18 protein-coding genes are annotated in these 25961 nt (G+C 68.8%); 7 read left to right on the plus strand and 11 right to left on the minus strand.

Features of this window, described 5'->3' with window-relative positions:
* Positions 1-24 precede the first annotated feature (24 nt).
* Positions 25-981: a metal ABC transporter substrate-binding protein gene (locus tag OG504_RS35415; protein ID WP_405993435.1), complete on the minus strand. Its 957-nt coding sequence runs from the start codon at positions 979-981 to the stop codon at positions 25-27.
* A 132-nt stretch (positions 982-1113) separates the two neighbouring features.
* Between OG504_RS35415 and OG504_RS35420 the strand changes: the two genes are divergently transcribed.
* Positions 1114-2496 (plus strand): glycine--tRNA ligase, encoded by a 1383-nt coding sequence (locus tag OG504_RS35420; RefSeq protein ID WP_405993436.1) that lies wholly within the window; start codon positions 1114-1116, stop codon positions 2494-2496.
* A gap of 66 nt (positions 2497-2562) precedes the next feature.
* Here OG504_RS35420 and OG504_RS35425 read toward each other — a convergent pair whose 3' ends face one another.
* On the minus strand, positions 2563-3609 hold the full coding sequence (locus OG504_RS35425; protein WP_405993437.1) for a chitinase: 1047 nt from the start codon (positions 3607-3609) through the stop codon (positions 2563-2565).
* A 155-nt stretch (positions 3610-3764) separates the two neighbouring features.
* On the opposite strand from OG504_RS35425, the gene OG504_RS35430 reads away from it, so the two are divergent.
* Both OG504_RS35430 and OG504_RS35435 read left to right on the plus strand, forming a co-directional pair.
* The gene (locus tag OG504_RS35430; RefSeq protein ID WP_405993438.1) at positions 3765-4775 is read left to right on the plus strand and encodes an aldo/keto reductase; all 1011 of its coding nucleotides are present in this window, start codon (positions 3765-3767) and stop codon (positions 4773-4775) included.
* 26 nt (positions 4776-4801) lie between these two features.
* Entirely contained in the window at positions 4802-5386 is a 585-nt protein-coding gene (locus OG504_RS35435) for a TetR/AcrR family transcriptional regulator (RefSeq protein WP_405993439.1), read from the plus strand.
* Positions 5387-5670: 284 nt separating this feature from the next.
* Here the strand turns inward: OG504_RS35435 and OG504_RS35440 are convergent, their stop codons facing one another.
* The 3 genes from OG504_RS35440 to OG504_RS35450 form a co-directional block, all read right to left on the minus strand.
* Positions 5671-6819, minus strand: coding sequence for a serine hydrolase domain-containing protein (locus OG504_RS35440; protein ID WP_405993440.1), 1149 nt, complete (start codon positions 6817-6819; stop codon positions 5671-5673).
* Between the two features lie 72 nt (positions 6820-6891).
* Complete coding sequence (locus OG504_RS35445; protein ID WP_327404235.1) at positions 6892-7098, minus strand: hypothetical protein; 207 nt, start codon at positions 7096-7098, stop codon at positions 6892-6894.
* Between the two features lie 146 nt (positions 7099-7244).
* Positions 7245-8672 (minus strand): MFS transporter, encoded by a 1428-nt coding sequence (locus tag OG504_RS35450; protein WP_405993441.1) that lies wholly within the window; start codon positions 8670-8672, stop codon positions 7245-7247.
* Positions 8673-8773: 101 nt separating this feature from the next.
* On the opposite strand from OG504_RS35450, the gene OG504_RS35455 reads away from it, so the two are divergent.
* Positions 8774-9670 (plus strand): helix-turn-helix transcriptional regulator, encoded by an 897-nt coding sequence (locus tag OG504_RS35455; protein ID WP_405993442.1) that lies wholly within the window; start codon positions 8774-8776, stop codon positions 9668-9670.
* Positions 9671-9761: 91 nt separating this feature from the next.
* On the opposite strand, the gene OG504_RS35460 is transcribed toward OG504_RS35455, so the two are convergent.
* On the minus strand, positions 9762-11207 hold the full coding sequence (locus OG504_RS35460) for an MFS transporter (protein WP_405993443.1): 1446 nt from the start codon (positions 11205-11207) through the stop codon (positions 9762-9764).
* A 98-nt stretch (positions 11208-11305) separates the two neighbouring features.
* Between OG504_RS35460 and dusB the strand changes: the two genes are divergently transcribed.
* On the plus strand, positions 11306-12472 hold the full coding sequence (gene dusB, locus OG504_RS35465; RefSeq protein WP_405993444.1) for a tRNA dihydrouridine synthase DusB: 1167 nt from the start codon (positions 11306-11308) through the stop codon (positions 12470-12472).
* Between the two features lie 37 nt (positions 12473-12509).
* On the opposite strand, the gene OG504_RS35470 is transcribed toward dusB, so the two are convergent.
* The 3 genes from OG504_RS35470 to OG504_RS35480 all read right to left on the minus strand — a co-directional run bounded on the left by OG504_RS35470 (position 12510) and on the right by OG504_RS35480 (position 19121).
* Positions 12510-14174: a sulfatase-like hydrolase/transferase gene (locus OG504_RS35470; protein WP_405996518.1), complete on the minus strand. Its 1665-nt coding sequence runs from the start codon at positions 14172-14174 to the stop codon at positions 12510-12512.
* Between the two features lie 1494 nt (positions 14175-15668).
* Entirely contained in the window at positions 15669-17606 is a 1938-nt protein-coding gene (locus OG504_RS35475; protein WP_405993445.1) for a glycogen debranching N-terminal domain-containing protein, read from the minus strand.
* Between the two features lie 60 nt (positions 17607-17666).
* Positions 17667-19121, minus strand: a complete 1455-nt coding sequence (locus OG504_RS35480; protein ID WP_405993446.1) for an MGH1-like glycoside hydrolase domain-containing protein — start codon at positions 19119-19121, stop codon at positions 17667-17669.
* A gap of 120 nt (positions 19122-19241) precedes the next feature.
* Here OG504_RS35480 and OG504_RS35485 point away from each other — a divergent pair, with 120 nt between their 5' ends.
* Both OG504_RS35485 and ppdK read left to right on the plus strand, forming a co-directional pair.
* Positions 19242-20444 carry an ROK family protein gene (locus tag OG504_RS35485; RefSeq protein WP_405993447.1) on the plus strand — a complete coding sequence of 401 codons (1203 nt, stop codon included), beginning with the start codon at positions 19242-19244 and terminating at the stop codon, positions 20442-20444.
* A gap of 439 nt (positions 20445-20883) precedes the next feature.
* Positions 20884-23604: a pyruvate, phosphate dikinase gene (gene ppdK / locus OG504_RS35490; protein WP_405993448.1), complete on the plus strand. Its 2721-nt coding sequence runs from the start codon at positions 20884-20886 to the stop codon at positions 23602-23604.
* Positions 23605-23797: 193 nt separating this feature from the next.
* Here ppdK and OG504_RS35495 read toward each other — a convergent pair whose 3' ends face one another.
* Together OG504_RS35495 and OG504_RS35500 are read right to left on the minus strand one after the other, a co-directional pair.
* The gene (locus OG504_RS35495; protein WP_405993449.1) at positions 23798-24994 is read right to left on the minus strand and encodes a hypothetical protein; all 1197 of its coding nucleotides are present in this window, start codon (positions 24992-24994) and stop codon (positions 23798-23800) included.
* 65 nt (positions 24995-25059) lie between these two features.
* Positions 25060-25950 carry an ABC transporter substrate-binding protein gene (locus tag OG504_RS35500; protein WP_405993450.1) on the minus strand — a complete coding sequence of 297 codons (891 nt, stop codon included), beginning with the start codon at positions 25948-25950 and terminating at the stop codon, positions 25060-25062.
* Between the last annotated feature and the right edge of the window lie 11 nt (positions 25951-25961).

The following is a 25961-nucleotide window of genomic DNA, read 5'->3' on the forward strand; positions in this document are numbered from 1 at the left end:
CCTCCGCACTGTTCATCGGGGTGGTCATTTACTTCCCAGGGCCTTCTGCAGGGCCTTGAGGTTGGCCTGCTGGACCGAGAAGTAGTCCGTGCCGCGGGACTTCTTGGTGATGCCCTCGATCGGGTCGAGGACGTCCGTCTTCAGGTTCGCGTCGGCGGCGATGGTCTTCGCGGTCTTGTCGCTGACGAGCGTCTCGTAGAACACGGTGGTGACGCCGTCGGCCTTGGCCATCTTCTCAAGGTCCTTCACGCGCTTGGCACTCGGCTCCGACTCGGGGTCCAGGCCGTTGATGGCCTCCTCGGTCAGGCCGTAGCGCTCGGCGAGGTAGCCGAAGGCGGCGTGTGTGGTGATGAACACCTTGGTCCTGGTGTTCGCGAGGCCCGTCCTGAACTCCGTGTTGAGCGCGTCCAGCCTCTTGACCAGGGCCGCGGTGCGCGTCCTGTAGTCGGCCGCGTTCTTCGGGTCGGCCTTCTCGAAGGCCTTGCCGACGCCCTCGGCGACCTGGGCGTAGCGCACCGGGTCGAGCCAGATGTGGGGGTCGAGGCCGGCCAGTTCGTCGTTCTTCGAGGTGTCGTGCGTCGCCGCGTGGCCGCCGACCTCGTTGCCGTGCTTCTCCTCGGTGGTCAGGGAGGCGGCGTCGATCTTCGTCTTGACCTCGGACTGGCTCACCACCGCGTCGACGGAGGGCTGGAGGTTCTTGAGGTAGAGCACCGCGTCGGACCTCCCGATCGCGGCGGTCTGCTGCGCGCTGATCTCGAGGTCGTGCGGTTCCTGGCCGGGCGTGGTCAGACTGGTGACGTGGACGTGACTGCCGCCGATCTGCTCGGCGAGGTACTGCAGCGGGTAGAACGACGCGACGACGTCGAACTTGTCCGTGTTGGCCGCGGCCGCGCTGTCGGAGCAGGCGGAGAGGGTCCCGAGACCGAGGGTGGTGGCCGCGGCTATGGCGATCCCGGATATGTGGCGTCGTCGTACGTTCATGACAGTCATTTTCAACTGGCATGGAAACCGTTGTCAACAAGCCCTGGGTAGGGAACCGATTTGATACGAGGGAGGGAGGCGCCGGTAACCTGAAGCATTCGCTGCCTGTCCATTCGTCATGAAGAGAGCACCGTGGCCGCCGACAAGATCGACACCATCGTCAGCCTGAGCAAGCGCCGTGGCTTCGTATTCCCCAGTAGTGAGATCTACGGCGGCCAGCGCGCCGCCTGGGACTACGGGCCGCTGGGTGTCGAGCTCAAGGAGAACCTGAAGCGCCAGTGGTGGCGCTACATGGTGACGTCGCGCGAGGACGTGGTCGGTATCGACTCGTCCGTGATCCTGGCCCCCGAGGTGTGGGTCGCCTCCGGCCATGTCGCCACTTTCTCGGACCCGCTGACCGAGTGCACCTCGTGCCACAAGCGGTTCCGCGCGGACCACCTGGAGGAGGCGTACGAGGCCAAGCACGGCCGCGCCCCCGAGAAGGGCCTCGCCGACATCAACTGCCCCAACTGCGGCAACAAGGGCCAGTTCACCGAGCCCAAGGAGTTCTCGGGCCTGCTCTCCACCCACCTGGGCCCGACGCAGGACACCGGCTCCGTCGCCTATCTGCGCCCCGAGACCGCTCAGGGCATCTTCACCAACTTCGGCCAGGTGCAGACCACTTCGCGCAAGAAGCCGCCGTTCGGCATCGCGCAGATGGGCAAGTCCTTCCGCAACGAGATCACGCCCGGCAACTTCATCTTCCGGACCCGCGAGTTCGAGCAGATGGAGATGGAGTTCTTCGTCAAGCCGGGCGAGGACGAGAAGTGGCAGGAGTACTGGATGGAGCAGCGCTGGAACTGGTACACCGGCCTGGGCCTGCGCGAGGAGAACATGCGGTGGTACGACCACCCCAAGGAGAAGCTCTCCCACTACTCCAAGCGCACCGCTGACATCGAGTACCGCTTCCAGTTCGGCGGCAACGAGTGGGGCGAGCTGGAGGGTGTCGCCAACCGCACCGACTACGACCTGAACGCCCACTCCAAGGCTTCCGGCCAGGACCTGTTCTTCTTCGACCAGGAGGCCGGCGAGCGCTGGACGCCGTACGTCATCGAGCCCGCGGCCGGTGTCGGCCGCGCGATGCTGGCGTTCCTGCTGGACGCGTACGTCGAGGACGAAGCGCCCAACGCCAAGGGCAAGTTGGAGAAGCGCACGGTGCTGCGCCTCGACCACCGCCTCGCCCCGGTGAAGGTCGCGGTGCTCCCGCTGTCCCGCAACCCCGAGCTGTCCCCGAAGGCCAAGGGCCTTGCCGCCGCGCTGCGTCAGAACTGGAACATCGAGTTCGACGACGCGGGTGCGATCGGCCGCCGCTACCGCCGTCAGGACGAGATCGGCACGCCGTTCTGCGTGACGGTCGACTTCGACACGCTCGAGGACAACGCGGTGACGGTGCGCGAGCGCGACTCGATGAAGCAGGAGCGGGTGTCCCTCGACCAGATCGAGGGCTACCTGGCTGCGCGTCTCGTCGGCGCGTAGGGTCTGAACGGGACTGCGGGCGGGCTGAGTTGATCAGCCCGCCCGCAGTTTTTTTGTGCGCTGCTCTCAACGCCCTTGCAGGGACTTCACGTTGTCGCCGAACGTCCAGTTCTTCGAGCCGTCCCAGTTGATGGACCAGGTCATCAGGCCCTTGAGGCTCGTGCCGTAGTGCTTCCACGCCTGGGAGACCAGGGACGGTGACATGTAGCCGCCGCCCGCGCCCGACTGGGCGGGCAGGCCCGGTACTTGCTTGTCGTACGGCACCTTGATCGTCGTACCCTGCACGACCAGGCCCTTGTTGAGGCAGTCGGTCTGGGCGGTGAAGCCCGCGACCGTGCCGGCCGAGTACGAGTCGCCGGAGCAGCCGTACATGCTGCCGTTGTAGTACTGCATGTTGAGCCACCACAGGCGGCCGTTGTCCGCGTACTTCTTCACGATCGGGAGATACGCGCCCCAGATCGAGCCGTACGTGATGCTGCCGCCGGTGACGTATGCCGTCTCCGGGGCCATCGTCAGGCCGAAGTTGGAGGGCATCTGGGCGAGGATGCCGTCGATGATGCGGATCAAGTTGGCCTGGGACGTGGAGAGTTGGCCGATGTTTCCGCTGCCGACCAGGCCCGTCTCGATGTCGATGTCGATGCCGTCGAAGTTGTACTTCTTCAGGATCGGCACGATCGTCGAGACGAACTTGTCGGCGACCGTGGACGAGCTGAGGTCGATGCCCGCGGCCGCGCCGCCGATCGACATCAGGATCGTCTGGCCGGAGGCCTTCGCCGCGCACATCTCGGCGGGCGTGGCCACCTTCACACCGGCGTCCATGCCGTCCTCCCAGAGGGCGGTGCCGTCTGAACGGATCACCGGGAAGGCCGCGTTGATCACGTTGTAGCCGTGGGTGGCGATCGCGGAGTTGGTGATCGGGGTCCAACCGAAGGGCGGATGAACGCCGTTGGAGGAGCCGTCCCAGTTCTCCCAGTAGCCCTGGAGGACCTTGCCGGCGGGGCGGGACTTCACGGCGCAGGTGTCGGCCGCGGACGCGGCCCCGGCGACGGGGAGTTGGGCGAGACAGGCCGTCGTCAGGGCGGCGGCGAGCAGGCGCAGGGCGCGGCGGAGCATACGGGCCTCCCGGTGGGGGTGCGGTGAGGTGTCGTAGGCATGACAGTGCGCGTGGTCCAGACCTTTCGTCAAGAGGTCCGTACCGGCCGACCGCGCTGACAAGTATGGAATGACAGATATTGAAATCTGTCATCTGTCATGCCAAGGTGGCATGCATGACGATCCCCACGCGCACTCTCGGAACCACCGGCCCCCAGGTCTCCGCCCTCGGCCTCGGCTGCATGGGCATGTCCGCGCTGTACGGCGACGCGGACCGCACCGAGTCCATCGCCACCATCCACGCGGCCCTCGAAGCGGGCGTGACGCTCCTCGACACCGGCGACTTCTACGCCATGGGCCACAACGAGCTGCTGATCGGCGAGGCCCTGCGCACCGCCCCCGCCGCCCGCCGCGAACAGGCGCTCACCAGCGTGAAGTTCGGGGCGCTGCGCGGTCCGGACGGCAGCTGGTTCGGCTACGACGGCAGGCCCGCCGCCGTGAAGAACTTCGCCGCCTACTCCCTCCAACGCCTCGGCGTCGACCACATCGACGTGTACCGGATCGCCCGGGTCGACCACGACGTACCGATCGAGGAGACCATCGGCGCGATAGCCGAACTCGTCGAGCAGGGGTACGTCCGGCACATCGGCCTCAGTGAGGTCGGCGCCGACACGATCCGCCGGGCCGCGGCCACCGCGCCGATCGCGGACGTGCAGCTGGAGTACGCGCTGATCACGCGCGGCATCGAGGACCGGATCCTGCCGGTCACCCGGGAGCTGGGGATCTCCGTCACGGCGTACGGCGTGCTGTCGCGCGGGCTGATCTCCGGGCACTTCACGCCCGACCGGCAGCTCGGGGCGAGCGACTTCCGGGCGCACTCGCCGCGGTTCCAGGGCGAGAACCTCCAGCACAACCTGACCCTGGTCGAGCAGCTGCGGAAGCTCGCCGAGCAGAAGGGCGTCTCCGTCGCCCAGCTCGCCATCGCCTGGGTGCTGTCGCGGGGCGAGGACATCGTGCCGCTGGTCGGCGCGCGCACCCGGGAGCGGCTCGCGGAGTCGCTGGGCGCGCTGGACGTCGTCCTGGACGCGGCGGACCTGGCGGCGATCGAGGCGGCCGTACCGGCGGACTCGGCGGTGGGCGACCGCTACCCGTCGGCGATGATGGCGCACCTCGACAGCGAGCACTGATCCGGCCTGCGGGTACGGTCTTCGTCATGGCACCGAGCGAGACCCTGACCGCCGAGCGCATCCTCGAAGCGACCGAGGAGGTGCTGCGCCGCCACGGCCCGGCCAAGGCCACCGTGGTGGACGTGGCCCGCGCGCTCGGCGTCAGCCATGGCACCATCTACCGGCACTTCCGCACGAAGGCGGCGCTGCGTGAGGCGGTCGCCAAGCGCTGGCTCGACCGTACGTCGGAGGGACTGTCCCGCCTCACGGCCGAGGACCGCGATCCAGAGGCCCGCCTCCGTGACTGGCTGGCGGGCCTCTTCGACGCCAAGCGCCGGAAGGCGGGCGACGATCCGGAAATGTTCGCCGCGTACATGGTTCTCGTCAAGGAGGCGGGCGAGATGGTCGGCGCGCACCTCGACGAACTCATCGGCCAGCTCACCGCGATCGTCGGCGCGGGCGTCGAGAGCGGTGTCTTCAAGGCCGCCGACCCGGCCGTCGCCGCCCGTGCCGTCTTCCAGGGCGCCAACTGCTTCCACGACCCGTCCTACGCGCGGGAGTGGCGGAAGCCGGGCGCGGACGCGGAGTTCGAGGCACTGGTGGAGCTGCTGGTGCGCGGGCTGCGGAGCTAGCCGCGCTGCTGGAGCCGCTGCCCCGGGCCGATCGTGAATACCAACGTCCGGCGCCGGGTTCCACGTTCCGGGCGTTGCCGTGGCGGAGGTGGTTGGTCGGTGGTGCTGCCAGGGACAGCGCGGCGACGATCACGGCCGCGAGGTCGACGTGCGGGTCACCCGGACCGCCGGAGACCGGGGCCACGCAACACCCCATGTGATGCCCGGAGTTCGGACTCGTACCGGTTCCTGTGCCGTCGTCGGGCCGCTCGTCCGTCCGTTGCCCTCCGCTCGGTCGCCTGGGTCTAACCGATTGCCGCGCACCCCCAGAACTCCCGCATCAGCGCTGGCGGTACCGGGTTCGTCATCGCCACCTGGGTCAGCAGTACCGTCACCGTGCCTGTGGGCGGGACCACGTGGGCCGTCGTGCCGGTGCCGCCGACCCAGCCGTAGCGGCCGGGGACGTTCCACGGGTCGACCGGAGCGACGTCGACCTGGCCGCCGTAGCCCCAGCCCTGGCCCTCCAGGAAGAGGGTGGCGGCCTCGCGCTGGGCGGCGGTGAGGTGGTTGGTGGTCATGCGGCTCACCGAGGTGGGGGAGAGGACCGGGGTGCCGTCCGGTGCCGCGCCGGCGTTCGCGAGCATGCGGCCGAAGGCCAGGAGGTCGTCGGCCGTCGAGACCAGGCCGCCGGCGCCCGAGGGGAAGGCGGGGGGACGGCTGAAGCCGCCGTCCGGGGTGTCGGCCTGCTCCAGGGTGCCGTGCTCGCCCGGGGTGTAGGCGGTGGTGAAGCGGGCCCGCTTCGACTCCGGCACCGCGAACGCCGTGTCCGTCATGCCCAGCGGCCCGAAGAACCGCTCCGCCAGGAAGTCGGGGAACGACGAGCCCGAGGCGCGCGCGACCAGGACGCCCTGGAGGTCCGAGCAGGTGTTGTAGAGCCACGCGGCGCCCGGCTGGCCCACCATCGGGATACGGGACAGCGCGGCGAGCCACTCGTCGGGTCCCGGCTGGAGGTAGGGCGCGCGGCCGTCCTGCTGGAACGCGAGCAGCGCCTGGACGGCCGGCAGGGAGAAGTCGTCCGGGAAGCCCCAGCCGGCCCGGAAGCTCAGCAGGTCCTCGACGGTGACGGGGCGGTCCGCGGGCACGACGTCCTCGACCGGCGAGGAGGGTGTGCGGACCACCGTCGGCTTCGCCAGCTCCGGCAGCCACTCCGCCACCGGGGCGTCCAGCGCGAGCCGCCCGTCCTCCACCAGCGCCAGCACCGCCGCCGCCGTGACCGGCTTGCTGACCGAGGCGATCCGGAAGATCGAGTCGCGGGCCATCGGGGCGGTGCCTTCGACGTCGACGGAGCCGACGGCGACCACCTCGACGTCGTCGCCGCGCGCCACCAGGCCCACCGCCCCCGGCACGGTGCCGTCGTCGACGCGTCGCCGCAGGGTGTCGTGGAGAGAGCTCATCGGTCGGCCTTCCGGTCCGGGGAGTCGTATCGGATACGACTCTCCTCGCCCCGCGAACTCATCGCTCCCCGGTCAGTCGGCGGTCGGGTCCACCGTCGCCTGGTGCTCCTCAGCCAGATGCTCCTCCGCCTTCAGCCAGGGCAGGAACTGCGCGTTCTTCTTCCAGCCGCAGGTGTCGCACACGATCGTGCGCTGCGCGCCCTTGCGCTGCACGCGGACGACATGTTCCCGCCCGTGCTGGTCCCAGCGGCTCACTTTGCTCGTGTTGATCTGCAACATGCGCCTCGCCTCCGTTCAGGAGTCTCCGGCAAGGAGTGTGCAGCAAGACCAACATCAACAGGGCTCAATTCACGCCGAGTTGTCCAAGCTGTGAGCATGACATCCCGGGTGCCGTACGGCACGTGGTCCGCACGTCGTCCGGTTTGTCACCCGATGGTGCGCGGCAGCCGCAGGCTGAGCAGCCCGGTCAGCACGACCCCGGCCAGCTGCGCCAACAGCGTTGTCGCCAGGGCGTCCCGCATGCCCATCCCCGGGACCAGGGAGAGGAAGAGGGTGCCGAGCGTGGCCACGCCCAGTGCCAGTGCGGACTGCTGGGTGGTGACCATGACGCCGGCGCCCACACCGGCACGGGCGGTCGGCACCTCGGACAGGATGATCCGGAAGATGATGGGGAGTTGGAGCGCCTGACCGGCACCGGCGACCGCCGCGCCGGGGAGCAGTTCGACGAAGCCGAGGTGCGGCCAGGAGCGCCACACGGCCAGCACGATCAGCCCGAGGCCCACCGCCTGGATGACCGAACCGGCGGTCACGACCCGCGTGCCGTACCGGTTCACCAGCCGCGGCCCTGCGAGCGAGGCGAGGAAGAAGGTCACCGCCAGCGGGACGAGCGCGAGGCCCGCCGCGACCGGGCCGAGACCCGCACCGCTCTGCAACGCCACCGCGATCACGAACATGAACCCGCTGAAGCCGATCGCGAACGGCACGATCATCACCAGCCCGCGCCGCAGCGAGGTCAGGGCCAGCAGACTCGGCGGCACCAGCGGCGTACGGCCCTGCCGGTCAGCCCTGCGCTCCACCGCGTAGAACGCCGACGCGAGCCCCGGGAACGCGGCCAGCGACAGCCACGTCCACAGCGGCCAGCCCGCCGCCCGGCCCTCGGTCAGCGGCACGAGCAGCGCCAGCAGGGACGCGCCGAGCAGGAAGGTACCGGGCACGTCCACCGGCTCAGGGTGCTGCGAACGCGTCTCCGGTACGACCTTGGCGGCCAGGAACAGTCCGATGACGACGACCGGCACGTTCACCAGGAACACCGCGCGCCAGCCGGTACCGGCGATGTCGGCGGCCACCAGGACCCCGCCGAGGATCTGGCCCGCGACCATGGCGAGGCCGGCGGTCGCGCCGTACAGGCCCATCGCCTTGGCGCGGCGCGGGCCCTGGGTCGCGGACTGGATGGTGGCGAGGACCTGCGGGAGCATCGCCGCGGACGCCGCGCCCTGCGCGATCCGCGCGGCGACCAGCGTCCACGCGGTGGGCGCGAGCCCGCACGCCAGCGAGGTCACACCGAAGGCGGCCATCCCGCCCAGGAACAGCCGACGGCGGCCGAACAGGTCGCCGAGCCTGCCGCCGAGGACGAGCAGCACGGCGTACGAGACTCCGTAGCCGGCGACGACGAGTTCGAGGACGGCCTCGCTCGCCGAGAGGTCCTTGCCGATGGTCGGCAGGGCCACGTTCACGATGAAGAAGTCGATGAGGGGCAGCGCCGCGGCCAGCAGCACCGTGAACAGTCCGAGGCCGCTGAGCACGGGTGCCGCCGCCGGGGATCTGACGGTGCGGGAAGCGATGGTTTCGGTCACGCTGACGAGCGTGCGCCTTCCGGGAGACTGGTACCAGAGTGTCCTTATCCTGGTAGAAGGACTACCTGGAAACAGGCTCCGTACAGCGGCAGACTGGGGTGATGACGACGATGGCACAGGAGACGGTGACAGAGGCGACGGCCGAGGCCGCGGGTGCTCCGCAGACCGCGTCGACGGTCCGGCGCCATGAACTCGCCGCGTTCCTGCGCCACCGCCGGGAGCACATCGCCCCCGAGCAGGTCGGCCTCCCGCGCGGTACTCGGCGCCGTACCCCCGGCCTGCGCCGCGAGGAGGTCGCGCAGCTCGCCGCGGTCGGGGTCACCTGGTACACGTGGCTCGAACAGGCGCGGGACATCCAGGTCTCGGTACAGGTCCTCGACGCCCTCGCCCGCACCCTGTTCCTGGACAGCAGCGAACGCGCCCACCTCTTCCAGCTGGCCGGTGCGATCGACCCGCAGCCGGCCACGAGCTGCGCGGTCGTCACGCCCGCCCTGCAGGCGATGCTGGACCAGCTGGACCCGATCCCGGCCTGTCTGCAGAACAGCAGGTACGACATCCTCGCCTACAACCGCACCTACGGGATGCTGCTCTGCGACCTGGACGCGGTACCGCCCGAGGACCGCAACTGCATGATCCTCTCCTACACGCACGAGGAGTGGCGCTCGTCGATCGTGCACCTGGAGAAGACCCAGCGCCTCATGGCCGCCCGCTTCCGCGGCTCGATGGCCGACCACCTCGCCGACCCCACCTGGAAGACCCTCCTCAAGCGCCTGCGCACGTCCCCCGAGTTCTGCGAGGTCTGGGACCGCCACGAGGTCATGGGCGCCAGCCCCCGCCGCAAGGAGTTCCGCAACACCCACGTGGGCCGCATCACCGTCGACCACACCGACCTGTGGCTGGGCCCGGCGAGGGGCCCGAGGATGGTGACGTATGCGCCGGCGGACGAGGAGTCGAGGGAGCGCTTGGAGAAGCTGCACGCCATAGCGCAGGCCATGTGAGGGTTTTGCTTTTAGGGGCGCGGGGCCGTATCTGATTTGCGGCTACCGCCGCGTGGGCGCGACCAGCCACAACGGACCCGCACCCGCAAAACTACGCGCTGATCCCCGCCGCTTCGCGCACCTCAACAGACGACAACTTCTCAGCCGTACGTTCAGCAGTCCGCCGAGCCCAAGCCCCACTGGTGACCGCCCCGAGCACCAGCACAGCCAACCCGCACACCACCAAGATCCACCACCCGGGCCGAGCAGCAGAAACAAACGTCTCCTTGTACGACGACGCCCCGATCCCGGAAGCCAACACCGCCCCGACAACCGCAACCCCGAGCGTCTGCCCCAACTGCCGACTCGTGGAAGCAACAGCCGCCGCAACCCCCGCCTGAGCCCGCGGCATCCCGGACACCGCGGTGTTGGTGATCGGCGCGTTCACAAACCCGAACCCGATCCCGAACAGCGCGTACCCGATGAACCGCGAGACGCCCGACGTCTCCGCCTCGAACCCCGCGAACATCACCGCGCTGGCCGTCATCGCCGTCCCCGCGATCAGCAGGGATATTCGCGGCCCATGACTACCGACCAGCCGCCCGGAGATCGGCGCGCACAGGAACGTAGGCACAGCCATCGGCAGCATCCACAGCCCGGCGTGCAGCGCGTCAAGACCGACCACGTTCTGCAGATACAGCGTGGACAGGAACAGGAAGCCCCCCAGTGCCGAGAACGCGCTGATGGCGATCACCGTCGCCCCACTGAACGGCGCCGACCGGAAGAAGCGCAGGTCGATGAGAGGTTCGTCGCGCCGAGGCTCGTACCAGAGCAGTGCGACGAGCGCGGCCAGCGCGAGGATCGCGAAGGGCAGGATCGAGGTGAACCCGGAGCTCGGCGCCTCGATGATCGCGTACGTCAGGGAGCCGAACAGGGCGATCACCATGAGCTGGCCGACCGGGTCGGCACGGCGGGCCTTGGGCGCGCGGGACTCGGGGATGAACTTCAGCGTGAGCAACAGCGCGGCCAGGCCCACCGGCAGGTTGATCCAGAAGATCGAGCGCCAGCCGACCGAGTCCACGAGCAGCCCGCCGATCAGCGGACCGGCGGCCATCGATATACCGACGACCGCACCCCACACACCGATCGCCCGGGCGCGCTCACGCGGCTCGGTGAAGGTGTTGGTGATGATCGACATGGCGACCGGGTTGAGCATCGAGCCGCCGACCGCCTGGATCATGCGGAACCAGATCAGCGCGTCCAGATCGGGCGCGACGGAGCAGAGCAGTGAGCCGAGGCTGAAGACCACCAGGCCGACGACGAAGACCCGCTTGCGGCCGATCCGGTCGGCCGTGGAACCCGCCAGCATCAGCAGGGAGGCCAGGACCAGGGTGTACGCGTCGATCGTCCACTGCAGACCGGAGGTCGAGGCGTGCAGATCGGTCTGCATCGCGGGCAGTGCGACGTTCAGGATGGTCACGTCCAGGCTCACGATCAGCAGACTCATGCAGCAGATCGCGAGCACCAGCTGTCGGCGGCGGTGGCTGAGCTCGGGCATGCGCACCATCGTACGCCAAACTCGATAGTGCGGCTAACTAATTACCGTTACACGGTCCTCGGGCCCGGGCACCCGGCGCCGTACGGGACAATGGAGCAATGTCCACGCCCGTGTCCTCGCCCGTCTCCCCGGTTGTGTCGCCCCTGCAGATCGGTCCGCACACCGTCTCGCCGCCCGTCGTCCTGGCCCCCATGGCCGGGATCACGAACGCGCCCTTCCGCACCCTGTGCAGGGAGTTCAGCGGCGGCAAGGGCCTGTTCGTCAGCGAGATGATCACGACCCGGGCGCTGGTCGAGCGCAACGACAAGACCATGCAGCTGATCCGTTTCGACGCGACCGAGACGCCGCGTTCGATCCAGTTGTACGGCGTGGACCCGGCGACCGTCGGCAAGGCCGTCCGCATGATCGCGGAGGAGGGGCTCGCCGACCACATCGACCTCAACTTCGGCTGCCCGGTGCCGAAGGTGACCCGCAAGGGTGGCGGCTCCGCGCTGCCGTACAAGCGGAACCTGCTGCGGGCGATCCTGAAGGAGGCCGTCAGCGGGGCCGGTGACCTGCCCGTCACGATGAAGATGCGCAAGGGCATCGACGACGACCACATCACGTTCCTCGATGCCGGCCGCATCGCTGTCGAGGAGGGCGTCACGTCCATCGCGCTGCACGGCCGTACCGCCGCCCAGCACTACGGCGGTACGGCGGACTGGGACGCGATCGCGCGCCTGAAGGAGCATGTGCCGGAGATCCCCGTGCTCGGCAACGGCGACATCTGGTCGGCGCAGGACGCGCTGCGGATGGTGCGGGAGACCGGGTGTGACGGGGTGGTGGTCGGGCGCGGGTGTCTTGGACGTCCGTGGCTGTTCGCCGACCTCGTGGCCGCGTTCGAGGGGCGTCAACAGGACGTCCTGGAACCGTCGTTGCGCGAGGTCGCCGACGTCATGGTGCGGCACGCGACGCTGTTGGGGGAGTGGATCGGGGACGAGGCGCGGGGGGTCATCGACTTCCGTAAGCACGTCGCCTGGTACCTGAAGGGCTTCGCGGTCGGGAGCGAGATGCGCAAGCGGCTCGCGATCACGTCGTCGCTGGAGGAACTCCGGTCCGGTCTTGACGAGTTGGACCTCGACCAGCCCTGGCCGGTGGGCGCGGACGGGCCCCGCGGCCGTACGTCCGGCAACAACAGGGTTGTGTTGCCGGACGGTTGGCTGAAGGACCCGTACGACTGCGCGGGGATCAGCGAGGACGCGGAACTGGACACGTCCGGAGGCTGAACTCCCTTGGGCGGCTGCTCAGTTCTTCTGCTGCTGCTCAGTTCTTCTTCGGGTGGGGCGTCGAGCCGTACGCCGTGAGGAACTTGTCGCGGAAGTCGCTCATCTTCCACACCGGGGCGTTGTGCGCGGGGCGCAGGCCGTCGCTCCAGTTCCAACTGTCGATCTTCTCAAGGACCTTGGGGTCCTTGGCGACGATCGAGATCGGGACGTCACGGCTGGCGTGATTGCCGCTGACGCGGGCGATCGGCTGGTGGTCGCCGAGGAAGACGAGCACGGTGTTGTCGTTGCCGTAGCGCTCCAGCCACTGGGTGAGGGAGTTCACCGAGTACTGGATCGACTTGCCGTACTCCTGGCGGGACTTGGTGGTGTCGGCGATGACGCTGGACGCCTTGTTGCCGGCCTTCTCGATCGAGTCGAAGATCGAACCGTTGCCCAGCTGGTCCCAGGGGACGAGCTTCGGAATCGGTGCCCAGGGCTGGTGGCTGGAGGTCAGGATCAGCAGGGACATCAGCGACTTGCCGTCGGTGCGGGGCTTGCTGTGCACCTGCTTCTGGAACTGCTCCAGCGCGTACTGGTCGGGCATCGTCGACCAGCTGAACTTCGGTCCCTGGTAGCCGAGTTGGAAGGCGTTGTAGACCTTGTCGAGGCCGTAGAAACTCTGCTCCGGCCAGCCCTTCTGGATGCCCGGCATCACGCCGACGGTGTCGTAGTCGCCGGTCTTCTTGAAGGCGTCGGTCAGGCTGAGGTGGTCGCTGGCCATCACCGTGCGGTAGCGCTGCTGGTTGCTGACCCACAGGCCCGACATGGTGGTGGAGTGGCCGAGCCAGCTGCTGCCGCCGTACGTCGCCGACGTCAGCCAGCCGCTCTTCGCGGCGAAGCCCGCCTTCGAGAGGGCCTTGGTGTCGGCGGCGAGGGTCGAGTCGACACCGGGCGCCATGATCGGGTCCTCGATCGCGCTACGGCCGTAGCTCTCGATGAAGGTGAAGATCATGTCCTTGCCGCGGAGGTCCGGGACGAGCTGGCTGCCGGGGGTGTTGCCGAAGGCGTCGACCTTGGCGACCTTCTTGAACTCGGCCTCGTCGCGCAGGGTTTCCTGCACCGCGCGTACCTGGTACTTGATGACGCCGGCGGTGTGGTCGGCGGCGAGCGGGATGCCGTGGAACTCCAGCGCGAACGCGGTGAGGGTGATCCACACCGTGCCGGCGATCAGGGTGCCCTTGGTCGCGATGGCCTTGTAGGCGACCAGGACGTTGCTGAGCCGGACCATCGCCAGCGCGACGAGGACGATCAGCGCGACGATGAGGGCGATGAGACCGACCGTGATGACCTGGGTGGCCGTCCCGCCGAACGTGTCCTTCAGATACCCGCGGGCGTCCCCGAACAGGCTCCAGTCCAGGATGATGTTGAAGTGCCGGCCCAGGTATTCGTTGAACCCCATGTCGAACATGTTCAACACGGCGATGGCCCCGACGAGAGCGCCGAACCCCGCGGCCACGATGATCCGCGCCCGCCGCGGCAGACTCAGCAGAATCACCGCCGCCATGATCGCCTCGGCCGGTATCCGCGCGAACTCCATCAGCCTCAACTGCCCCAGCGTGTTGGGCATTTCGAGGCAGATGTAGACCAGCACGGCAGCGAGGAAGGTGACCACCCAGGAGAGGGTGAGCGCGGCTACCGGGTGCTTCTCCCGCCAGGCCTGCATACGGCGCCGGAGGCCTAGGCGGCTGCTCCAGGAGCGGGGGCCGGGGCGCTTGGGGCGGGGGGTGGTGGGGTCGGGGGCGTCGAGGGCGGCGTCCTCGGAGCCGGTGCCGGTGGCTGCGACGGATTCGGTTGAGGTGTCCGCGTCCACGTCCGTGCCGGTGGCTGAGGCGTCGGGTTCAGCTTCGGCGGAGGGGGTGGTCGTGGTGGCCTTCTCGGCGGCCTCGGAGTCGAGAGCTTCGGGGGCGGTGTCGTCGGTGTCCTCGGCTGTCCCGGCCTTCACGGCGCCGGAGGCGGTGTCGGGGGTCCCGGCGGACACGGTTTCGGACGCGGCTTCCGCCGTAGTCCCGGACGGCTCTTCTACGGCCAGTTCGGGGGAGGTGGCCTCGGCTTGCTCGGCCTTGGCGGCGGGAGAAGCGGCCGCTTCGGACTCGGCGCTTGCAGGGGAGCCGGCTTTGGTCGCGACGCCCGCAACGGAACCGGTCTCGGTGTTGGTGCCCGCGGGGGATCCGGCCTTGGTCGTGGTGCCGCCAGGTGAACCGGTCTCGGTGTTGGCGGTGGTAGAAGCTCCGGCTTCGGTCTTGGCGCCCGTAATGGAACCGGTCTCGGTCTCGTCGGCGGCGGCAGCGTCGGTCTCGGTGTTGGCGCCCGCGGGGGATCCGGCCTTGGTCGCGGTGCCGGCAGGTGAACCGGTCTCGGTGTTGGCGGTGGTAGAAGCTCCGGCTTCGGTCTTGGCGCCCGTAACGGAACCCGTCTTGTTCTCGCCGGTGGCGGCAGCGTCGGTCTCGGTGTTGGTGCCCGCGGGGGATCCGGCCTTGGTCGCGGTGCCGGTAGAAGGGCTGGCCTTGTTCTTGACGCTCGCGAGGCGGGCGGCCTTTGTCTCGGCGGCCGTGGAAGTTCTGGCCTTGGTCTTGCCGTCGGCGTCCGCCGAGAGGTTGGCCCGTGTCTCGGCGTCTGCCGGAAGGTCGGTCTCCGTGTCCGTGTCCGCGGGACGCTCCGCCTTGCTCCCGGCAGCGGGGGAGGTTCCGGCCTTGGCCTTGCTGCCGGTGCCCGTTGAAGCGTTGGTCGGTGTCTTGCCTTCGCTCGCGGCGACTGGGGGAGAGCCGGCCTTGGCCTCCCGCCCCGCACCGCCTGCGGAAGCCTCGGCCTCACCCTCGCTGGCTGCGGAACTCCCCGCGCCTGCCTCGGACTTGGACTCAGTGTCGGCGGCGCTGTCGGAGGCCTCCGGCGTTGTTATCGCGCCGGAGGGCGCCGACGTAGGTTCGTCGTTCGTGTCCGGCGGCAGTACCTCGCCATCGGCTGCCCCGGCCGTATTCGGTGTCTGGCGTGTGCTCGTGTGCTGAGGCAACCCGAAGGTCCTTCCGTGCGAGGCCCGTGATCGGAGTGGAGTGGCGGTCCGAACTGGGGAGGCAGGACCGCCGCTCTTCCGTACGAGTTGCCTCGGGCCCCTGTTCACGGAACTGGGCAAACACCCGGCAAACGCCTTATCACCGTTGTGTCACGCGCCCCCGACCGCCGTGAGCAGCGCCAACGGAGCCGCCGCCGAACGGGACTCCCGTACGCACGCGTGCGGGTACGGAACCGGCTCCGGGTGGGTGTCGCGGCCGTAGCCCGCGAGGACCTCCGGGAGGCGGTGGCCGGTCGCCGTCGCCGCGTCGACCAGCGCGTGCGCGACCGTGCGGGCCTCGTCGTGCAGGCCGTAGCGGGCCAGGCCCAGCGTGATCAGCGCGTTGTCGTGGGGCCAGACCGAACCCCGGTGGTACGACAGGGGGTGGTACGCCGCCTGGCCGGAGGCGAGGGTGCGGACTCCCCAGCCCGAGAAGAAGTCCGGGGCGAGGAGCCTGCGGCCGACCAGCTCGCCGTACTCCTTGTCCAGCAGGCCGGACCAGAGCAGGTGGCCCGCGTCCGACGCCAGCGCGTCGACCTGGCGGCCCTCGCCGTCCAGTGCCAGCGCCGGGAAGGAGTGCTCCCGCATCCAGAAGTCCCGCTGGAAACGGTCCCGGAGGTCGGACGCGGCCTGTTCCAGGAGGGCCGCGTACGTCTCGTCCTCCCACACCGTCCGCGCCACCCACGCCGTGCGGCGCAGCGCGTCGTACGCGTAACCCTGCGCCCCCGCCGCCATCACCGGACCGCTCGCCCGCGTGCCGTCGGCGCCGCAGATCGCGCCGGGGGAGTCCTTCCAGTTCTGGTTGGCCAGGCCGCCCTGGTCCGCGCGGTAGACCAGGTAACCGCGGGACGTCAGGCCGCCGTGGTCCAGCATCCAGCCGATCGCGGCACGGGCGTTGGGCTCCAGGCGCCGGGCCAGGGCCGTGTCGCCGGTCTGCTCCACGTACGCGCCGAGCAGCACCAGGAACAGCGGGGTCGCGTCGACCGAGCCGTAGTAACGCCCGTACGGCACCTGCCCGAAGTGCGCCAACTCGCCGTGCCGCACCTCGTGCACGATCTTGCCGGGCTGGGAGACCGACTCCGGGCCCACCGCCGTCGCCTGCGTCGCGGCGAGCGCCGGCAGTGTGGCGGCGGCGAGTTGGGGGCGGTACGGGAGGGCGAACAACGACGTCAGAAGTGCGTCTCTGCCCAGCAGGGTCAGGAACCAGGGTGCCCCCGCCGCCGGTACGCGCAGCTCCTCGCCGTCCGGACCCGTCGCTCGGACCTGGAGCGAGGCCAGGTCCGACAGGCCCCGGGCGCAGGCGGCGGCCAGCTCCGGCCAGCCGGTGGGGAAGGAGACGCCCTGGACGTACTCGCCCTCCAGCGCGATGAGTTGGTCGTTCAGGGCGGACGGTGAGCGCGGTACCCGCAGGGCGCGCTTGTCGCCGTGCGGGCGGGCCATCACGCGGAGCGCCAACTCGGCGGTGCCGTGCGGTTCGAGGTCCAGGGTCCACACCATGCGGCGGGCGCCGGTGCCGGTCTCCTCGACACCGTCGGGAGCGGGCTCGGCCGTGACCGTCGTACAGGACCGCCATTCGCCGCGCTGGTAGGCGAACTCCACGCCGTCCTCCAGGACTTGGCGGGAGCGGGTGGCGCCGATCTTCGCGTACGTGCGGTAGTCGGAGCGGAGTTCGAACTGGTCCGTGAAGTCCGCGTCCGCGGTGACCGCGAGCCGGACCGTCGTCGGCACCGGACGGTTGCTGGTCACCTTCAGCGATTCGACGAACGCGCCGTCGCCGACGGCCTGTTCACGGAAGAGCGTGTGTGCGGGCGGTTCCTGGCGGCCGCCGCGCGGGACGAGGACGCAGCGCGCCATGTCCCCGTCGGCCACCGGCGTCAGCGCCTCGGGCACCGCGCCGTCGACCGTCAACTGCCAGCGGCTCAGGTGCCGGGCGTCCCGTACGAATAACCCGTCCGGGGAACTGCCGCCCCGTACGCCGCTGATGTCCCCGCCGTCGCCCACGGCTGCGAACGTCCCGCCGTGCACGAGCAGATGATGCCGGTCCGTCATCCCCGGTCCCCTCCCTTGACTCTCTTGGCGCCCTTGACTTCGGTGTCACTGACGTCCGTGTCAGTCACGTGTGTCACTCATGTCGAACGTGCCGAGTCCCGCGGCGGACACGCCGTGCCCAGGGGGCTCGTGAAGCAGATCGAGGGTCAGCGCGGCGGTCCAGCTGAAGCCGGTCGCGCCGCACGCCTCGCCGTCGTACGGGTCGACGTACTCGGCGAAGTCGGTGGCGGCGGCCGTCTCCAGGACCGCCGTGCGCAGGTCCTCCGCCCGTGTCCGCTCGCCGTGCAGCCGCAGGCCGCGCTCCAGCAGCCAGCTCGTGTTGAACCAGGCCGGGCCGCGCCAGTACCGGTGCGGGTCGAACGCCTCGCCCAACAGGTCGTAGCTGGGCGGGAGTTGGGTGGTGTCGCCGAGTCCGAAGTGCGGGCCGGACGCCGTGCGGACGAGGGCGGTGACGATGTGCTGGGGCAGGTCGGGGAGGAGCAGCGGGATGAGCCCGGAGACGCTGCGCTCGGGGATCAGGGCGCCGGTGAGGTGCCGGTGTCCCGCATCCTGCGTCTCGCCGCGCACGTCGCGGCAGAAGAACATCCCCTCCGCCGGGTCCCACAGCCGCTCGATCAGCACTCCGGTGAGGCGCTCCGCGCGCGCGTGCCGGGCCGTGCCCGTCGCGCCCAACTCCCGTGCGATACGGGCCAGTGCGTGCTCGGAGGCGATGAGCAGGGCGTTGAAGGACGGGTCCTCCACCGCGAACTCGCTTGCCCCGTCGGCGTATTCGCCGTCCCGGTAGTCCGTCGCGAGGCGCACGTAACGGCCGTAGTCCAGATCCGTCGGCCGGTCCTCGGCGGCCCCGTGGTCGAGGTCGGCGCGGCGGAAGGAACGGGCCGGGGCCGGCGTGATCCGGCCCAACGGGGCGTCCCAGCAAGGGCTGTTGTCCATACCCTGTTCCCAGGGATGTACGACGGACGCGAGGCCGCCCCCGCCCAGGTCCCGCCGGTGCAGCAGATAGCGGTGCCAGGCGGCCAGCCGGGGGTAGACACCGGCGAGGAAGCCACGCGCGCGGGAGAGGCCCGGATCGGCGCAGTGCACGAGCCACGCGGCGAGCGCGTGGACCGGTGGCTGCACGATGCCCGAGGTCTGTACGGTGCGCGGGGCGCCCGCGGTGCGTCCCGCGGTCGAGGAGCGCCAGAAGTCGGGGCTCGGGAAGTACGCGTCGAGCGGTACGGAGGGGTTGAAGACGATGTGCGGGATACGTCCGTCGCCCCACTGGGCGGCGAGCAGCGTCTCCAGCTCCGTCTGTGCCCGCAGCGGCGAGAGGTGCCGCAGACCGATCGCGATGAACGCGGAGTCCCAGGACCACTGGTGCGGATACAGACCGCGGGAGGGGACGGTTGAGGTACCCGTCCAGTTCCCTTCCAGTACGGCAGCCGCCCTGAGGTGCAGCGAACCTGACAAGGGTGGCGGATCGTATACGAAGGTGCGTTCCACGGGGAGGGCTGTGAGCTGGGCAGTGCGATCCACTCGGGACTCCACGAAACACATCGTGCCGACCGGTTCGGTCATGGCTACCGTAGGGTTACGTCTATTTAACACGCAAAACTCAATATGTAATGCAGGGTTGAGAAACACAAGGGGGTGCGCATGACTGGACGAGGTCAGGCGAGCGCCGGCGATCTGCTCGAACTGGTACGCACCGGGCGCGCCACGACCCGCGGCGCCCTCCAGCAGGTGACCGGACTCTCACGCGCGACCGTCGGCCAGCGCCTGGACCGGCTCTTCCGCGCGGGCTGGCTGCGCGAGGGCGCGGGCGGCCCCGTGGACTCCCCGCTGGGCGGCAGGCCCTCGATCACCCTGGAATTCGACGACGCCCACGCCGTAGTCCTCGCGGCGGACCTGGACACCCGCCACGCGCGCGCGTGCGTCCTCACGCTCACCGGCGAGATCCTCGCCGAGCACGGCGGCACGCTCGTCATCGAGGACGGCCCGGACGCCGTACTCGGCGAACTCGGCCGCTGGTTCGCCGAACTCCTGGAGAAGGCCGGACACCAGCCGTCCGAGGTCTGCGGGATCGGTCTCGCCGTCCCCGGGCCCGTCGACAGCGAGACCGGCCGCGTCGTCCAGCCGCCGATCATGCCCGGCTGGGACGGCTACGACATAAGAGGCCGCCTGGCCCGCGCCTTCACCGAACACACCGGCGCCCCCCGGGTCCCGGTCCTGGTCGACAACGACGCCAACCTCATGGCCTACGGCGAACAGCGCAGCGGCCACCCCGACTGCTCGGCCTTCGTCCTGGTGAAGGTGTCGACGGGTATCGGCGCCGGAGTGGTCGTCGGCGGCTCCATCTTCCGGGGGATCGACGGCGGCGCCGGCGACATCGGCCACATCCGCGTCCCGGCGGGCGCGCAGGCGCTGTGCCGTTGCGGGTCCTACGGCTGTCTCGCCGCCGTGGCGAGCGGTGGCGCCGTGGCGCGACGGCTGGCCGAGACCGGGGTGCCGGCGGCGTCCGGCTCGGATGTGCGGGACCTGCTGGCGTCCGGGCATCCGGGAGCGGCCGCGTTCGCCCGCGAGGCGGGACGGCAGGTCGGGGACGTGCTGGCGACCGTGGTGACCCTGCTCAACCCCGGGGTGCTGATGATCGCGGGAGACCTGGCCGGCACGTCCTTCCTCACGGGCGTACGGGAACTGCTGTACCAGCGGGCGCTGCCGCGCTCCACCGCTCATCTGCATGTGCTGACCTCACGGCTCGGTGAGCGGGCCGGGCTGGTGGGGGCGGGGGCGCTGGTCGTGGAGCACCTGTACGCGCCGGAGCGGGTGGAGGAGCGGTTGCTCGCGCTGGGCATGTGAGGGCAGCGGGCAGGTGGGATCCGTGAGCATGTGACGTTCGGGTTTCCGTCTCGCTGCTCGTCCGGATGGTGAAATCCGGGCAGTTGTGGAAGCGTGATTCTCGCCACCTTTGATAGGGGTGGCGCTCAGGTGAGCGGATCTTGCGCGGCTGCACTTCTCCAAGGGGTGGCACTGCGTGCCATCCCTTGATCGTTCATCGATCGAAAACAGGCGAGCCGAGAACCGCTCAGGTGAGCGAAAAAGCGCGCCGATGGGCCTCGTCGCGTTCAAGAAGTGAAAACATCCGACGGTGTTCGCTTGCCGAGCTTTGACTTTCGATCCGCTGGCGGACTGCCGGTTACAGACGCATGACATGCAAGTGGACGTACCCAGGCGCCTTCGATCTGGGTATGTTCCTGGCCGTCAGGGCAGCCACCCGCGTCCCGAGGAGTCGAGACCCGTGTCGGAAAACAAAGAACCCCACGTAGTGAAGTTCGTCTATGACTTCACCGAGGGAAACAAGGACCTCAAGGACCTCCTCGGCGGCAAGGGTGCCAACCTCGCCGAGATGACGAACCTGGGCCTTCCCGTCCCTCCCGGCTTCACCATCACCACCGAGGCGTGCAAGACGTACCTCGACAGTGGCGAGGAGCCGGCGGCACTGCGTGACGAGGTGAGTGCACACCTCGACGCGCTCGAGTCGACGATGGGCAAGAAGCTGGGGCAGGCCGACGACCCCCTCCTCGTGTCCGTCCGCTCCGGGGCGAAGTTCTCGATGCCCGGCATGATGGACACCGTCCTGAACATCGGCCTCTCCGACAAGTCCGTGCAGGGCCTGGCGAAGCAGGCCGGCGACGAGCGCTTCGCGTGGGACTCGTACCGCCGCCTGATCCAGATGTTCGGCAAGACCGTCCTCGGCGTCGACGGCGACCTCTTCGAGGAGGCGCTCGACAAGGCCAAGGAGGTCAAGAAGGTCGCCGTGGACACCGAGTTGGACGCGGCCGACCTGAAGAAGCTGGTCACCCGGTTCAAGCGGATCGTCAAGACCGAGGCGGGCCGCGACTTCCCGCAGGACCCGCGCGAGCAGATGGACCTCGCCATCCACGCGGTCTTCGACTCCTGGAACACCGACCGCGCCAAGCTCTACCGCCGCCAGGAACGCATCCCGCACGACCTCGGCACGGCCGTCAACGTCTGCTCGATGGTCTTCGGCAACCTCGGCCCCGACTCCGGCACGGGCGTCGCCTTCACCCGCGACCCGGCCAGCGGCCACCAGGGCGTCTACGGCGACTACTTGCAGAACGCGCAGGGCGAGGACGTCGTCGCGGGCATCCGGAACACCGTGCCCCTCGCGGAACTTGAGCAGATCGACAAGGCGTCGTACGACCAGCTCATGCAGATCATGAAGACCCTGGAGAACCACTACAAGGATCTCTGCGACATCGAATTCACCATCGAGCGCGGGCAGTTGTGGATGCTGCAGACGCGGGTGGGGAAGCGGACGGCGGGCGCGGCCTTCCGTATCGCGACCCAACTCGTCGACCAGGGTTTGATCGACGAGGCGGAGGCCCTCCAGCGGGTCACCGGTGCGCAGTTGGCGCAGTTGATGTTCCCGCGCTTCGACGACGAGGCGAAGGTCCAGCAGGTCGGCCGGGGCATCGCGGCCTCGCCGGGTGCGGCGGTCGGCAAGGCGGTCTTCGACTCGTACACGGCGGTGAAGTGGTCGCGTTCGGGCGAGAAGGTGATCCTGGTCCGCCGCGAGACGAACCCGGACGACCTGGACGGCATGATCGCGGCGGAGGGCATCCTCACCAGCAGGGGTGGCAAGACGTCCCACGCGGCCGTCGTCGCGCGGGGCATGGGCAAGACGTGTGTCTGCGGCGCGGAGGAGCTCGAGGTCGACACCAAGCGGCGCCGGATGACGGTGCCGGGTGGTCACGTGGTCGAGGAGGGCGACGTGATCTCGATCGACGGCTCCAGCGGCAAGGTCTACTTGGGCGAGGTCCCCGTCGTCCCGTCCCCGGTCGTGGAGTACTTCGAGGGCCGGATGCACGCGGGTGCCGACGACGCCGACGAGTTGGTCGAGGCGGTCCACCGGATCATCGGATACGCCGACCGCGTACGCCGGTTGAGGGTGCGCGCCAACGCCGACAACGCCGAGGACGCGCTGCGCGCCCGCCGCTTCGGCGCCCAGGGCATCGGCCTCTGTCGTACGGAGCACATGTTCCTCGGCGACCGCCGCGAACTGGTCGAGCGCCTGATCCTGGCAGACACGGACACCGAACGCGAGGAGTCCCTCAAGGCTCTTCTCCCGCTCCAGAAGGCCGACTTCGTCGAGCTGTTCAAGGCGATGGACGGACTCCCGGTCACCGTCCGCCTGTTGGACCCGCCGTTGCACGAATTCCTCCCGGACATCACGGAGTTGTCGGTCCGGGTGGCGCTCGCGGAGTCCCGCCAGGAGTCCCACGAGAACGACCTCCGCCTCCTCCAGGCGGTCCACCGCCTGCACGAGCAGAACCCGATGCTGGGGCTGCGGGGTGTGCGGTTGGGTCTGGTGATTCCGGGCTTGTTCACGATGCAGGTACGGGCGATCGCGGAGGCCGCCGCCGAACGCAAGGCGGCCAAGGGCGACCCCCGCGCCGAGATCATGATCCCGCTCGTCGGCACGGTCCAGGAGTTGGAGATCGTCCGCGAGGAGGCCGACCAGGTTGTCGCGGAGGTAGAGGCGGCAACGGGTACATCGCTGAAGCTCTCGATCGGCACGATGATCGAACTCCCGCGTGCCGCCCTGACGGCGGGTCAGATCGCGGAGGCGGCGGAGTTCTTCAGCTTCGGCACGAACGACCTCACCCAGACGGTGTGGGGCTTCAGCCGGGACGACGTAGAGGCGTCGTTCTTCACGGCCTACCTGGAGAAGGGCATCTTCGGAGTCAGCCCCTTCGAGACGATCGACCGCGACGGTGTGGGTTCGTTGGTGAAGCTCGCGGCGAAGGCGGGCCGCGAAACCCGCCCGGACCTCAAGCTCGGCGTCTGCGGCGAACACGGCGGCGATCCCGAGTCGGTCCACTTCTTCCACGAGGTCGGACTGGACTACGTGTCGTGCTCCCCGTTCCGGATTCCGGTGGCTCGGCTCGAGGCGGGGCGGGCGGCTTCGGCGGGGCAGGGGAGCGATCACCGGTAGGGCGTACGGCGTTCCGTCGTACGGCATCCAAGAACCCCGGGGCCGCTGTCGGTCATCCTGACCCTCACCGACGCGATGGCGGTTCCGGATTGCGAGGGGAGGGGCGGCACCCTGTGCGGGGGTGTCGCCCCTCTCTGCTTTCTGCGGCCCGGGATCATCGCGGTCCGGGTACCGCTCATGATCTCCGAGCGCGTTACATCGTGAATTCGTACAGGTCGTAGGCGACCATGGCCAGCCGGCGGGGACTGCTGGTCCATCCGAGAGCCGACCCCAGAGGAGCGGTCACTGTCTGGTGTCCGATCGCCTTCAGTTCGGAACCAGCCGTGCCCATCCACAGCGCGCCCTCCTCTGTGGAAGCGAACCAGCACGGTCCCTTCCGGTACTCCCCCCAGACGGTGCTGAAGTTGAACACCTGGGCACGGGCTGAGTCGACGACCAGATTTACTCTGTCCCGCAGGACGATGTCCCCTTCGGCGCTGCCGATCCGGTAGTACCAGAAGTTGTGGTCGTCGCGTCCGACGGAGCAGGTGGCGACAAGGAGCGAATTCCCCCGAACTGCTAGGTCGTTCACGCCTCGTTGGGCCCGGGGATTGAACACGTTCTGAGACAGAACGCGTCCAGAGGGAACCTCGACGACACACAGGTACCCGTCCTCCGAGCCGGTGACGACCCGAGCCACCGTCCGGGAGTCTGTCACCGCGGCGATGGCGTTGATGTCGTGCAGTCCCCACGGGTTCACCGGGGCGGGATTACGGAGATCCACCGAGCGCAGGAAGGTAAGTCGAGGACGCTGAGGTGTGTGGGACCACAGAGACAGATGGCCGGACGCATGCCCCACCACCAGTCTGCCGGAGCACAGGGCGAGGGCACTCGTAGCTACTCCAAGGCCGCGGTCGAACTGAGGTGTCTCCGCCAGGCGCAGATCAGACCACCGACCGTTTGCTGAAGACCACAGAGCGATCGAGCCGTCGTCGTTCGACGTGACCAGCGATGCACCGGGCAGAGGTGCCACCGTCCGCACCCCCTGGTAGGCGGGGCTGTTCACATTCCTTCGCATCACGGGTCCGGTCGATCGCGAAACAGTGAACTCGAAGATGCTCATCGAACCGTCCCAGCGGCCGACGGCGAAGTGCCGTGAGTCCAGCCAGGTCAGTGATTGCGCCATGTCGTACGTGGTGCCGTTCGTCGCGATGGGCAGGGACGCGGACGGCGATGCGACGCCATGGCGGAGCGACCCGCCGCCGATCAGCTCCTGCCGTGACCTGACAACAGCGGGTACTGGCGCGCCGGTCGCCGGAGCCGAGGTGGCTTGTTCCACCTCGGGTTTTGGCTGTGCAGTGGCTTTTGGGGGTGTTGCCGCCGGGATCTGTGCTGTGGTGAGTCCTGGCATTGCCGCTATTCCCTTGACGACCTGTCGCCTGAGGATCCTCCGTTCATGCTGGTCCGAGTGAGGGGTCATCGTGAGGAATGTCCCTTCCTGAGAGTTTTGGAAATCGTTTCGGCGAAATCGACCAGGCGTGGTCCCCAGCGGGACGATACGTCGTCGTCGACTTCGATCACCCTTCCATTACGGACGGCTTTGATTGATTTCCAGCCGGGACGCTCCCGGACCGTCTTGAGGTTCTGGCCGCAACACTTGGTGTCGGCCAGGAAGACTAGGTCCGGGTCGGCAGAAATGATTTGGCTGGGTGTCAGTTTCGGATATCCCGTTCCTTCGACGTCGTACGGGTCGGCGATGTCCTGGATGCCGAATTCTGCATAGACCGAACCGATGAAGGTGTGGGACGTCGCAGAGTAGTAGCTGTTGTCGATCTCGTGGTAGTACCGTGTGTCTTTCGGCGGTACAGGTGTCGACTTCACTAGAGTTCCGATCTTCCTCTGCATGTGCTGGACGATCTTCTGTGCCTGCGGCTTGTGATGTGTCAGTTTGCCGAGTTTCTCGATCGAGGCGTATGCACCGGTGAGGTCGCTCGGTGTTCGTTCGAGGTCAACGTTCACTTTCCGGTCGTGGAGTTCCGAGATGATCCCCTTGCCGCCGTCTGACCCCGTGTAGTCCGCCAGGATCACGAGACTTGGCCTGTACCGCATGATCTCGCCGATGTCGGGATTGATTGCGTGGATCTTGTCGACACTCTTCCGGCGTGCCTGTGGTGGGTAGTCGGAGAGTCCGTCGACGGCCACGACGTCGTCGTCTGCGCCCACGGCGTAAAGAATCTCCGTGGCCGTAGGCGACAAGGACACGATGCGCATGTGCTCGGACGGCTTGTCGTCGCCGCATCCGGTGAGCGGTCCGGCCAGCAAGAGCACCGAGACCGGTGTCGGCCTTAGGACGGTGGAGTATGCCATGTGATTCCCCG

This window comes from Streptomyces sp. NBC_00986, assembly GCF_045162565.1.
Lineage (GTDB): Bacteria > Actinomycetota > Actinomycetes > Streptomycetales > Streptomycetaceae > Streptomyces.